Origin of the sequence: Mesorhizobium sp. M7A.F.Ca.US.011.01.1.1 (assembly GCF_003998295.1) — a bacterium.
Lineage (GTDB): Bacteria > Pseudomonadota > Alphaproteobacteria > Rhizobiales > Rhizobiaceae > Mesorhizobium.
On record NZ_RZRT01000003.1, the window covers coordinates 164830 to 176658 of the forward strand.

The following is an 11829-nucleotide window of genomic DNA, read 5'->3' on the forward strand; positions in this document are numbered from 1 at the left end:
ATACGCCGAAATTGCCTATTTTCACTGTATCCGGCTTCTGAATTGAAACCAGCGAGGACGAGCAGCACAGAGATGCACAGAATTGGACGCAGCCTCCCGGCAAGCATGCTTCTGTCCCTTCGTGACCGCCGGATGCAGAAGGCTAACGCCGCCGCACTCAAGACGACAGCCACCACCGGCACGCTGGTTGCCTCCTACAATGTCCACAAATGCATCGGCGTCGACAGGAAATTCGACCCGGAGCGGATCATCCGCGTCATCCGCGAAATCGATCCGGATGTCATTGCGCTGCAGGAAGCCGACAATCGCTTCGGCGACCGTGATGGTCTTCTCGACCTGCCCCGGCTCGAACGGGAAACCGGCCTGGTTCCGGTGCCGATTTCGGCCACCGGCAAGGGCCATGGCTGGCATGGCAACGTCCTGCTGTTCAAGAAGGGCGTCGTTCGCGACGTGCACCAGATCAAGCTTCCGGGACTGGAGCCGCGCGGCGCGGTGGTGGCGGAGATCGACCTCGATGGAAGCCGGACGCTGCGCATCATCGCCGCCCATCTTGGCCTGCTGCGCCGCTCGCGCTCCCAGCAGGCGCGCGTCGTGCTCGACCTGATGAACAGCCCGGACGAAAGACCGACCTTGCTGCTCGGCGACCTCAACGAATGGCGGCTCGGCAACCGCTCCGCTCTCAACACGCTGCATGCGACGTTCGGCCCGCAGCCGCCGGCGGTCCCCACCTTCCCGTCGAACCTGCCGCTGCTGGCGCTCGACCGGATCATGGCCAACAGGCACGGCATGATTGCCGCCATCAACGCGCATGACACGCCGCTTTCGCGCGTTGCCTCCGACCACCTGCCGCTGACGGCCTTCGTTCGCCTGGAGCGGGTGGACGATAACGCCTTGATGTCTTCCGCGTCGCAAAGCGTGTAAAATTAAGCGGAACGCCCGGTTCTTCCGCGAGTTAACATGTCTAGAACACGCAGGAGGACGAGATGAAAAAGCTGATTCTGGCTTCCCTGTTGGCATTGGCCGCGACAGCGGCGATCACTGCGCCGACGCAAGCGGCAAGCGTGACCATCCAGTCCGACGACGGCGACCGATATTTGTCGGATGACGATTCCGATAGTGGGATCGTTATTCGCCGTCATCACCGCGATCGCTATTATGACAATCAGTATGATGGCGACCAGAATGTTCAGTATGACAATGGCGAATACCGGTACGGCGAATATCGCCGTCATCACCGGCATCATCGCTGCCATATCGAACTGGTCAAGCATTGGCGCCATCACCACAGGGTGGTCGAAGAGGTCCGCGTCTGCGGCTGATCCCGATCGGAGCAACCGGCCGGCGAAAGCCGGCCGGTTTCATCGCGCAGGAGTTTCATCGCGCATGATCGGCTAACGAAAATAGCGCGGATGTGAGGCGATGCCGGAATCGCGTCAAATCATGGTAGGCCAGCACGCGTACCGGACTGCGGCAGCGGCCGTGCGGACTGCTCAAACCTGTCCAAGTGTTAATTCGACTGGGGTCGGTTTCGGCCATATTGGTTGATGGGGGTGAGAGATGCCGCCATGGACCAGCAGTTCGAAATCTCCCTGCAGACGACTGTCGTGCCACGACGTTCACCTCGCTCTCCACCATCCCCGTCAAGCCGTAGGTCACCGGCCCGCTCCCCAAGCCATAGCAATCGGTTAGCGGATCCCATGAACCGATCGTGGCCGGCCCCATGTTCGGGTTGGGCTTGCTCTTCGCATTTGGTGCCTCTGGACACAGCTATCGAAGGCTGGAAAATGTAGACGCGACTCCGCTGTTGGAGTTAACTCGGAACATGAGGAGGATGGCGCTGAATCTGGAAGACATTGCCGGCCATCCGGCCCTGCATCGCTGTGTCCAGGCACAGTCGTTGGCGCTGATCAACATCTATGAAACGAGCCCGCGACTGGCTTCCATTTTCGCCACGCAGCAGCGTTGGCTGATGGGTCATGTCGGCCTTGCCATGCATTTCAGGCGCGATCCGCACGACCGCCGCAAGGAACTGACGGTATCGCGTTTCATCGAGTTCGTGCACCAGCACGCGGTGGCCAGCCGCAACACGGCGGACGCTTTCATCAAGGAGATGCTGCACTATCATGTCGCCGAGTATGTTTCGGGTGGCGACGGGCGCACGCACCCCTTGCAGCCAACGGCGGCAACCGTGCAGACTTTCACCGGCTGGGTCCTTGCCCATCTGCAGACGCTGGATCATCTCGACGGTGGCGACCGGCTGGCCAGGTTCCTGGAGCGGCCCGACATGGTTGCCAGGCTGCAGCCTCTGGTGGCGGACGGCCTGCTTGCCTCCAAGCCGGTGCGCGAACCCAACCAGACCTTTTCCCTGTTCATCTGGCTCAACAATGGCGGCATCGTCATGGACTGGCTGATGTCGGGCATCGACCCCGATCACGCCGGACTGGACCGGATTCCGACCAGCGTGGTTTCGATCGGAGATTTCGCTAAATGGCTCAAGCTCTCGCGGACCCACCTTGCCCGCAAGCTGCGCGCTGCCGAGGAACTCGGCAGCATCGGCTGGCTCGGCCAGCGCGGCCATTCGGTGATGTGGGTATCAAACACTTTCTACCAGGAATACATGACCGTCCAGGCCGCCAAGCTTGCCATCGTCGACACCGCTTTCAATGCCTGTTTTCCGTCGGCTGGAAGCTGACCGATGCGGCACCCCGTTACGGGGATGCCTTTCAATGCGGATGATCGAAATCCGCGGTTCTCAGTCGATGTCGAACGACACGCCCTGGGCGAGCGGCAGCGCCTTGGAATAGTTCACCGTGTTGGTGGCGCGCCGCATATAGGCCTTCCATGCGTCGGAGCCGCTCTCGCGGCCGCCGCCGGTTTCCTTTTCGCCGCCAAAGGCACCGCCGATCTCGGCGCCCGAGGTTCCGATGTTGACATTGGCAATGCCGCAATCCGATCCGTCGACACCCAGGAAACGCTCGGATTCCTGCAGGTCTCGGGTGAAGATGGACGACGACAGGCCGGCGCCCACCGCATTGTGCTCGTCGAGCACGGCGTCGAAATCCGAATATTTCATCACATAGAGGATCGGCGCGAAGGTCTCTTCCGTCACCGGGGATACCTGGCTTGGCATTTCGACCAGCGCCGGGTGCACGTAGTAGGCATCGGGGTGGCCGTTCTCGACCCGCGTGCCGCCGGTCACCTTGCCGTCATGGGCGGCGGCTTCCTTCAGCGCCTTCTGCATGGCATCGAAGGCCGCCTTGTCGATCAGCGGCCCGACCAGCGAGGAGGTCTCCAGCGGATTGCCGACAGACACACTCTCGTAGGCCTTTTTGAGGCGCGGAACCAAGGCGTCGTAGACGCTGTCATGCACGAACAGGCGCCGCAGCGTCGTGCAGCGCTGGCCGGCCGTGCCCATCGCTCCAAACGCAATCGCGCGCAGCGCCATGTCGAGATCGGCGGTCGGGCAGACGATGCCTGCATTGTTCCCGCCGAGTTCCAGCACCGCGCGCGCAAAGCGCTTGGCCAGCCGCGGGCCGACGTCGCGGCCCATGCGGGTCGAGCCGGTCGCCGAAACCAGCGGCACTTTGGGGTGATCGACCAGGATCTCGCCGACGGCGCGGTCGCCGATCAGCACCGGCGCCAGGCCATCAGGTGCGTCCGCGCCGAAGCGCTTGACCGCACGTTTGAAGATGGCTTCGCAAGCAAGTGCGGTCAGCGGCGTTTTTTCCGACGGCTTCCACACCACTGCGTCGCCGCAGACCAGTGCTAGGGCGGCATTCCACGACCACACAGCGACCGGGAAGTTGAAGGCGGAAATGACGCCGACGACGCCGAGCGGATGCCAGGTTTCCATCATCCGATGGCCTGGGCGCTCGGTGGCGATGGTCAGGCCGTACAATTGCCGGGAGAGGCCTACGGCGAAATCACAGATGTCGATCATCTCCTGCACTTCGCCGAGCCCCTCGGACGGGATCTTGCCGACCTCGATCGAGACCAGCCGGCCAAGCTCGGCCTTGTGCGTACGCAGCTCCTCGCCGAGCAGCCGCACCAGTTCGCCACGCCGCGGGCCTGGCACCATGCGCCAGGCCTGGAAGGCCTTGTGCGCGGCATCGATCACCTTGGCCGCGTCAGCCGGTGAGATCGTCTTCAGCGCCGCGATCTGCTCGCCCGTCACCGGGCTGCGCACGATCAGGTCGCCGCCGACAAGCGTCTCCTTGGCCACACCCAGTTTCGCCAGCAGTTCGGTCGTTTCCTTGCCTATCGTCATTCTTGTCCCTTTCAGATCCCGTCGCTCATAATGCATGTCGCCCAAAAAGTGCCCAGCGGTTTTGGGACAACGACATGCACAAAAGGCACGCCGGTCAAAGCCTGGCGCCATGCTGCCCGCGTGCACAAAGGCACGATCATCGCGTGGCATTACTCGGTTCAAGGGAAAATCACCACCCCGGCATGGTCTAAGCCCAAACTGCACGATTGAGCCAGATGGCGCTCAGTTTGCCTTCTTGGCCGCTGGGCGTACCGCACCGTCCCTGATCAGCCGGTCGATATGCATGCGGATATGGGCAGCTTCCGCCGCCGTGTTCGCAAGCGCTATGGCGCGGTCGAAGGCGACGCGCGCCTCGTCGCCCCGGTCGAGCTGCATCAAGAGGCCGCCCTTGAGGCCGAAAAAATGGAAATAGCCGGAAAGCCGTTCTTCCAGCGGCTCGATCATGGCGAGCGCCTCTGCCGGTCCACGCACCTTGGAGACCGCGACGGCCCGGTTGAGCGTGACCACCGGCGACGGCTGCATCTGCTCCAGCAAGCGATAGAGCAGGTCGATCTCGTTCCAGTCGGTGTCCTCGGCCCTTTCGGCCCGCGCGTGCAGCGCGGCAATCGCCGCTTGCACCTGGTAGGGGCCGGGCTTGCGATGGCGCAGCGCCTTGTCGACCAGCGCCAGCCCCTCATCGATCATCTTGCGGCTCCACAGGCTGCGATCCTGGTCTTCGAGCAGCACGATCTCGCCGCTCTCGTCGAAACGGGCCGGTGCGCGCGCATGCTGCAGAAGCAACAGCGCCGTCAGCCCCATGATCTCCGGCTCGGTCTGGAACAGCCGCAGCAACAGCCGTGCCAGCCGGATCGCCTCCTCGCACAGCGGTGCGCGGGCCGGCGCCTCGCCGCTGTTGGTCGAATAGCCCTCGTTGAAGACCAAGTAGACCATGGCGGCGACGGCGGCGAGCCGTTCCGACCGCTCGACCGCGCCCGGCGTCTCGAACGGCACGCCGGCGTCCGCAATGCGCGCCTTGGCGCGAGTGATGCGCTGCTCCATGGCACTTTCGCCAACCAGGAAGGCGCGCGCGATCTGCTTGACCGTAAGACCGGAGACGATGCGCAGCGCCACCGCGATCTGCTGCGTTGCCGGCAGATCAGGATGGCAGCAGATGAACAGCAGCCGCAATATGTCGTCGCGGTAGTGCGCCCCGTCCAGCCGCTCGGCGATATCGCTCTCGGCGTCTCCCAGATCGGAAACCTGGTCTTCCTCCGGCATCGGCGCCTGCTTGGCGCGCTTGCGCACCGCATCGATGCCGCTGTTGCGACCGACGAAGATCAACCAGGCCGCCGGGTCGCGCGGCGGCCCGTTCTGCGGCCAGTTCTTCAGCGCCCTGAGGCACGCGTCCTGGAAAGCTTCCTCCGCCGTATCGAGATCGCGGAAATAACGCAGCAGCGCACCCATGGCCTGCGGGCGGGCGGCGCTGATCGCGGAGCTTATCCAGGCCATTTCGGTCATGCGGAAACCCTTGTTGGGTTAAAGACCGAAACCGGCCGGATTTCATACGACCCACCGCTCGGGTTGACCTCGGAAAGCTCGCGGGCGAACTCCACCGCCTCGTCGAGATCAGCGCATTCGAGCGTGTAGAAGCCGAGAAACTGTTCCTTGGTCTCGGCGAACGGCCCATCGATGACGACCGATTCACCCTTGACCTTTCTCAGGGTCGTCGCGGCGGTCGTCGGCAGAAGCCGTGCCACCGGGCCAAGCCGGCCGGCCTTGGCATATTTTTCCTGAACGCCGAGGATATTGGCCATGACCTCGTCGTCCTGTGCCTTGCTCCAGGAGCAGACGACATCTTCGGAAGCATAGCAGAGGATTGCGTAGAGCATGGCTGGTCCTTTTCTCTGTCAAAGGACGAAACAGTAAGACCGATCCCGACACCACGTCGATAAAAAAATCCAGATGTGGCGGATTTGGCCACAGCCGGCCGCGCTGGTCAGCTTTCTCGCAGTTTCAGCCATCGCAGCACGAGAGCTTCCTCGTCATCGAGACCATCGATGGAGCGTTTGCGTTTGTTGGCTTGCGCCATTTCATTCAGCAACCGCCCCTCGGACCACGCTTCGAAGACCCGCGGGTGGATATAGCATTTGCGGCAGACGGCACGCGTATTGCCCAGCCGCTCGGCAACCTTGTCGATGACGCTGTTCATCGCCCTGTTTCGCTGCGCCTGGCTTTGCGGCAGTTCCGTTTGGGCAAACAGCGACGCGGCGTGAATGGTGCCGCCCCAGGTGCGGAAATGCTTCGAACTGAAGGCGTCACCGACCGCCTCACGGATATAGCGGTTGACGTCCTCGGAGCGGACCGGCCGCCTATTGCCGTCCTCATCGAGATACTGGAACAGCTTCTGGCCTGGCAGGTCCTGCGCGCCGCGCACAATCCTGGCGATGCGGCGGTCGACCAGCTTCAGCTTCCACTCCTTGCCCGACTTGCCCTTGAAGGCAAAGCGCAGGCTTGAACCGACAATATCCACATGCCGGTCGCGCAACGTGGTCAACCCGAAACTCTTGTTGTCACGGGCGTAGGCGGCATTGCCGACGCGGATCATCGTGTTGTCGAGCAGCCAGACGACCGCGGCGACGACACGCTCGAACGGCAGGCCACGACGGCGCAGATCGCTGTCGATCCTGTGCCGCAGGTCCGGCAGGCTCTCGGCGAAAGCAACCAGGCTCGAATATTTGGCACCATCGCGCTCTTCGGCCCATTGCGGATGATAGCGATATTGCTTGCGTCCGCGCTGGTCCCTGCCGGTTGCCTGGATATGGCCGTCCGCGTCCGGCGAAATCCACACATCCGTCCAGGCCGGCGGAATGACGATCGCCTCGATGCGGGCCCTGGTAGTATCCGAAACTGTCCCTCCGTCCGGTCCCTGGTAGGAAAACCCCTTGCCTGTTTTCAGCCGTCGGATACCGGGCTCAGCATCACTGACATAGTTAAGCGACGCATGGTCGGCCGAGCTTTGTGCCCCGTTTTTGGGCTCGCCATCTGGCGACACAGCGTCCTGGCCAGCCGGTCGGCTGGGCGACAATCCGGATTTTTGCAACATGTCGGCTCCACGCGAATTCCGTAGATAAGCCACTGGCCGACCGCTGGTTCCACGCGCCGTCCGAAAAGCGCCTCGCGCCGATATCGGGTTGGCTGGCGCCTACAGAGCGCCTTGCAGCTTGATCGGCGGCGCGGACAAACGCCGCCGCGCTGCGAGCTTGAACCTGTAGCGCAGGCAGCGCCAAGCTTCTGAGCGCCGCTTCGGCGCGGCCGCGGCTACCGCCAGGAAGCGCACCGCGGTGCCCAGATCGCCGCGCGCATAGTGGACCCGGGCGATCTTGAGGGCGACAAGGCCTTCCCTGGCCTTGAGGGCCGACAACGGGATGTTGCAGTCGGTGAGTGTGCGCAGTTCCCGGCGCCAGTCCAGGAAGCGCCGTACCGGGTTGAGGGCAAAGCGGTCATCGGAACGTACCGGCGAAACCTCGTAGACCATGACAGGTTGCGAAACCATGGCGAGCGATGCCTTGCTCATCAGCCGTGCCCAGAACAGCGTGTCCTCGTCATAGGCCATTCCGATCGGGAACCGCGTCTCGCCGATCAGCGTCCGGGATGCCAGAACGCTGCCCACGGCGACCGAACGTATGTCGCCTTTGACATAGGCCGAAGCATTTGCCAGGCACGCAGCCTGGTAGCCGTTCGGCATCTTGATCTGCCGGTCCTGGCCGTTCACCCGTCGCCGGTAGGCACCACGATCATGTCGGCCTCCGGCTGCTCCCGGGCCTTGCGGAGCAGTGCGCGCAACCCGCCCCGCAGATGCAGGTCGTCGGCATCGATCAGGTAGACCCAGGAATAGACCGCTTCGGCCAGCGCCAAATTGCGGGCACCGCCTGCATCGCGGCATTTGGCCGACAGCACGCGCAGCGGCAACGACAGTTGTGCCGCGGCCTCCCGCGCGATGGTTGCCGTCCCATCAATCGATGCATCGTCGACCAGCAAGATCTCGCCGATGATCTCGGCCTCGCTGCGTAGCGATGCCAGCGTTGCAGCGATGGTCGCCGCCGCGTTACAGGCAGGAATGACGACGCTGATTGCTCTCAATTACAAAACCTCGCGCCATGCGCTTGAGGATACAACTGCCGTCACCCCGAAACGAATACAGACTAGCGGCCGCATCGGTATTTGAGAAGCAGTCTTGTCCATCCCGAATTGCAGCGCAAATACCTGCGTGTACGACCTGCTTCAGGCTCTTTCGAGCACGACCGGAATGACGTCGACAGCTTGCTCGCCAACCTGTCCCCCCGTGGTCTTGAGCACGCCGACGATCGGCGCCACGTCCGAATAGTCGCGGCCGTGGCCGACGGTGATATGGTCGTTGCTGGCCCGCATGCCGTTGGTCGGATCGAATTCCTGCCAGCCTGCATCGCGCCCGCACCAGACCTTGACCCAGGCATGCATGGCATCGGCGCCTTCCAGCCGGGGCTTGCCCTTCGGCGGGATGGTGCGCAAGAAGCCGCTGACATAGCCGGCCGGAATACCGAGCCCGCGCAGGCCGGCGATCATGATGTGCGAAAAGTCCTGGCAGACGCCGCGCTTCAATTTGAAGGCATCACTGGCCCGGGTCCGCACCGTTGTCGCTTCGCCGTCATAGGTGAAATCGCGATGGATGCGATTGCACAGGCTCATGACCGTGCCGGCGGCAGAGCCGGCGATGCTGTCGCGTGCGTAAGCGGTGATCGCATCGTCGATGCCGGCATGGGTGCTGGCCGTCAGGAAATGGTGCGGTGCATCAGGTGCCAGAGACCGCACCGCGGCGAGCTCCTGCCTCAGCCGGGCGATATCGGGCGACACGTCGAGCCCGGGCTCGGGCCGAGACACCGACACGCGGGCGCTCATCCTGATGTCGAGCGCGTCATGCGCGTCGCGAAAGGCGATCGAGGTGACGTTGTTGCCGAAGAAATCGGAAAAGTCGGAACGCTCGTTGGGTGCCGGCGCAAAGGACAGGGATGCGGCGATGACACGCTGCACGCCTGATATCGTCGACGGCAGTACGCGCACCTGATGACGACCGCCGCCGGCCGCCGCAGCGTAATCGTAGTGCAGATGAAGCCTGATGTCGTAGAGCATGCTTTATCCGAAATAGGCTTTGGCGAGGCTGTTGTAGAGGCCGCCGATTTCATAGGCGAGGTCGTCCAGCGCCTTTGCCGTCATGTCCGAAGGCTCCTTGATGGCAATCTGGGTGTTGAGCTGCAGGATTTCCTTCGCCGCCGGCGACATTTGCCCCTCCCCGCCGAGCGACGGCAACAGGCCGATTTCGGCCTTCAGCCTTTCAAGTTGGAACAGGATGGAGCGCGGGTTAAGCGGATCGAGCGCCAGCAGGTCGATCACCGTGCGCCGACCGGCCTGGACCGGATATTGGCGGCGATGGGTCATCACGCTGTCGCCGATTTCCAGCATCATGTCGAGCGCGCCGTCCGGCGCCTTGGCGCTGGTCAGCCGCGACAGCGTGCGGGAGATCTGGATACCGCGCTCCAGCCGGCGGCCAATCTCGAGGAAGCGCCAACCGGCGAAGCGGTACATGTTCTCGTGCAGCAGGCCGGAAAAGCCGGCGAGCTTACGCAGGATGACTGTCATCGCCCGGGTCGCGTCGTCGCCGGGCGCGACCGTCGTTGCGAACTGATGGATGGTTTTCGACAGGTCCTTCAGCGCCAGCCAGCCATCGGGCGAAAAGCGGTCGCGGATCTGCCCGGCACTGTAGACCGCGCTATCCAGCGTGCCGATCAGCCCTGACGGGATCGCCGTCTCCACATCGATGCCGAAAGGTTCGAGATAATCCCTGATGTCGGCGAGCAGCGGCATATCCGGGTCGGAGGTTTCGGCCAGCCGCACATGGTAGGCGCGCAGGATGCGCACCGTGTCTTCCGAGCGCTCGATATAGCGGCCGAGCCAGGTCAGGTTCTCCGCCGCGCGACTGGGCAGGCTGCCGGGCCTGGTGCGGCTGAAACTGTCGCCTTCTTGCGGCAGCAGCGTCTCGCGCTCCACCGGTTTGTCGCTGACAACCCAGACATCCGCCGCCTGGCCGCCACGCTGCATGGCGATCGCCGTCGGGTCGAGCGACAGGCCGATACGGGCAAAACCGCCCGGCATCACCGTCCAGCCCTCCGGCGTTCGCGCCAGGTAGACGCGCAGGCTCGCTGGCCGCGGCTCCAGCCAGCCGCCGACATAGACGGGCGTCGTCGAAAGCGTCACCGCTTCCTGGCCGACGAAATCGCCGCCATCACGTTCAATGCGCGCCACCAGTTCCGCCCGCTCCCCGGCCGACAGAGCCGAGCCTAGTTTCGTTGAATCGTCGTCCTCGAAGGCAAGCCTCGTCGACAGCGCCGGCCCGATCACCATGCGATCGATATTGGCCAGCACATGCGCGCGCTCGGTAGCTTGCCCGCACCACCATGTCGCGACACTTGGCAGCAGCAATTCCTCGCCACGCAAGGCCCGTGAAATCTTGGGCAGGAAGGCAAGCAGCGCGCGCGTCTCCATCAGGCCGGAGCCCAGCGCATTGACGGTAGCAACCGCGCCCTGGCGGATCGCCTCGACCAGGCCCGGCGTTCCGATCTGCGAATCCGGGCGCAGTTCGAGCGGGTCGGCGAAAGCGGCGTCGAGCCGCCGCCACAACACGCTGATCGGCATCAGGCCGGAAACCGTGCGCACCATCAGCCGGCTGCCGGAGACGGTCAAATCCTCGCCTTCGAGCAGCATGATGCCGAGGTAGCGGGCTATGTAGGCGTGTTCGTAATAGGTTTCGTTGAGCGGCCCCGGCGTCAGGATGGCGACGCGGCCGTCGGTCTCCTTGGCCATGCCGATCAAAGCATCGCGAAAACGGCGGAAAAAGCCGGCAAGGCGGTGCACATGCATCTCGCCATAGATGTCGGACAGCGCGCGTGTGGTGGCGACGCGGTTTTCCAGTGCGAAACCGGCGCCGGACGGCGCCTGCGTGCGATCGCCCAGCACCCACCACTGGCCGTCAGGTCCACGGCCGAGCTCGAAGGCGCAGAAATGCAGGAAGTGGCCACCGGCCGGCCTGGTGCCGACGACAGGCCGCAAATATTCGGGGCTGGCGGCGATCAATCCCGCCGGCAGGATGCCTTTCTCGACCAGCCGGTTCGGCCCGTAGATATCGGCGATGGTTTCCTCGAACAGTTCGGCGCGCTGCACGAGGCCGGCGCTGATCGCCGCCCACTCGCTCTCCTCGATGAGAACCGGGACATGCGCCAGCGGCCATTCGCGCTCATTGGCACCGGCTTTGTCGTAGACGCGATAATAAACGCCGGCATCGCGCAGATACTGGTCGGCGCGGGCAAAGCGCTGGCCGAGCTTTTCAGCGCCGAGTTCCTCGAGCGCCTCGACAAAATGCGTCCAGGCCGGGCGAGGATTGCCTGACGCATCGACCATCTCGTCGACGACGCCGTCGATCGGCTGGTAGTGCTCCAGCAGGCTGTGGGTCCGCGGCTTGCCGTGTCCCCTCTTGTGATTCCCCTTTGCCATCG

The 11829-nt window shown here is 63.7% G+C and carries 11 protein-coding genes; 3 read left to right on the top strand and 8 right to left on the bottom strand.

The features are described 5' to 3' along the window. The first annotated feature begins 72 nt into the window (after positions 1-72). From EOA13_RS05525 to EOA13_RS05535, 3 genes are all read left to right on the top strand, one after another. On the top strand, positions 73-921 hold the full coding sequence (locus EOA13_RS05525) for an endonuclease/exonuclease/phosphatase family protein (RefSeq protein ID WP_127290340.1): 849 nt from the start codon (positions 73-75) through the stop codon (positions 919-921). 62 nt (positions 922-983) lie between these two features. Next, on the top strand, positions 984-1319 hold the full coding sequence (locus EOA13_RS05530; protein ID WP_127290342.1) for a hypothetical protein: 336 nt from the start codon (positions 984-986) through the stop codon (positions 1317-1319). A 512-nt stretch (positions 1320-1831) separates the two neighbouring features. Beyond that, positions 1832-2692: a hypothetical protein gene (locus EOA13_RS05535; RefSeq protein WP_164779991.1), complete on the top strand. Its 861-nt coding sequence runs from the start codon at positions 1832-1834 to the stop codon at positions 2690-2692. Positions 2693-2752: 60 nt separating this feature from the next. Here EOA13_RS05535 and EOA13_RS05540 read toward each other — a convergent pair whose 3' ends face one another. The 8 genes from EOA13_RS05540 to EOA13_RS05570 all read right to left on the bottom strand — a co-directional run bounded on the left by EOA13_RS05540 (position 2753) and on the right by EOA13_RS05570 (position 11827). Next, on the bottom strand, positions 2753-4267 hold the full coding sequence (locus EOA13_RS05540) for an aldehyde dehydrogenase family protein (protein WP_127290346.1): 1515 nt from the start codon (positions 4265-4267) through the stop codon (positions 2753-2755). A 222-nt stretch (positions 4268-4489) separates the two neighbouring features. Further along, a complete protein-coding gene (locus tag EOA13_RS05545) occupies positions 4490-5764 on the bottom strand; it encodes an RNA polymerase sigma factor (protein ID WP_127290348.1) in 1275 nt (424 codons plus the stop codon). After that, entirely contained in the window at positions 5761-6135 is a 375-nt protein-coding gene (locus EOA13_RS05550; RefSeq protein WP_023809971.1) for a YciI family protein, read from the bottom strand. Before EOA13_RS05550 ends, EOA13_RS05545 begins: the two co-directional genes overlap by 4 nt. Before the next feature lie 107 nt (positions 6136-6242). Continuing rightward, a complete protein-coding gene (locus EOA13_RS05555) occupies positions 6243-7349 on the bottom strand; it encodes a DNA topoisomerase IB (RefSeq protein ID WP_127290350.1) in 1107 nt (368 codons plus the stop codon). Positions 7350-7448: 99 nt separating this feature from the next. Beyond that, complete coding sequence (locus EOA13_RS38540) at positions 7449-7991, bottom strand: hypothetical protein (protein WP_245490305.1); 543 nt, start codon at positions 7989-7991, stop codon at positions 7449-7451. Between the two features lie 23 nt (positions 7992-8014). Further along, positions 8015-8386 (bottom strand): glycosyltransferase family A protein, encoded by a 372-nt coding sequence (locus tag EOA13_RS38545; RefSeq protein WP_245490306.1) that lies wholly within the window; start codon positions 8384-8386, stop codon positions 8015-8017. Positions 8387-8527: 141 nt separating this feature from the next. Beyond that, positions 8528-9412, bottom strand: coding sequence for a transglutaminase family protein (locus tag EOA13_RS05565; RefSeq protein WP_127290352.1), 885 nt, complete (start codon positions 9410-9412; stop codon positions 8528-8530). A 3-nt stretch (positions 9413-9415) separates the two neighbouring features. Then, positions 9416-11827: a circularly permuted type 2 ATP-grasp protein gene (locus EOA13_RS05570; protein WP_127290354.1), complete on the bottom strand. Its 2412-nt coding sequence runs from the start codon at positions 11825-11827 to the stop codon at positions 9416-9418. Positions 11828-11829 lie beyond the last annotated feature (2 nt).

Excerpts from the sequence above, each read along its gene's own strand:
- EOA13_RS05550 (WP_023809971.1), bottom strand. The coding sequence starts at position 6,135 with ATGCTCTACGCAATCCTCTGCTATGCTTCCGAAGATGTCGTCTGCTCC.
- EOA13_RS05570 (WP_127290354.1), bottom strand. The coding sequence starts at position 11,827 with ATGGCAAAGGGGAATCACAAGAGGGGACACGGCAAGCCGCGGACCCAC.
- EOA13_RS05565 (WP_127290352.1), bottom strand. The coding sequence starts at position 9,412 with ATGCTCTACGACATCAGGCTTCATCTGCACTACGATTACGCTGCGGCG.
- EOA13_RS05540 (WP_127290346.1), bottom strand. The coding sequence starts at position 4,267 with ATGACGATAGGCAAGGAAACGACCGAACTGCTGGCGAAACTGGGTGTG.
- EOA13_RS05525 (WP_127290340.1), top strand. The coding sequence starts at position 73 with ATGCACAGAATTGGACGCAGCCTCCCGGCAAGCATGCTTCTGTCCCTT.
- EOA13_RS05545 (WP_127290348.1), bottom strand. The coding sequence starts at position 5,764 with ATGACCGAAATGGCCTGGATAAGCTCCGCGATCAGCGCCGCCCGCCCG.
- EOA13_RS05530 (WP_127290342.1), top strand. The coding sequence starts at position 984 with ATGAAAAAGCTGATTCTGGCTTCCCTGTTGGCATTGGCCGCGACAGCG.
- EOA13_RS38540 (WP_245490305.1), bottom strand. The coding sequence starts at position 7,991 with ATGCCGAACGGCTACCAGGCTGCGTGCCTGGCAAATGCTTCGGCCTAT.
- EOA13_RS05555 (WP_127290350.1), bottom strand. The coding sequence starts at position 7,349 with ATGTTGCAAAAATCCGGATTGTCGCCCAGCCGACCGGCTGGCCAGGAC.
- EOA13_RS05535 (WP_164779991.1), top strand. The coding sequence starts at position 1,832 with ATGGCGCTGAATCTGGAAGACATTGCCGGCCATCCGGCCCTGCATCGC.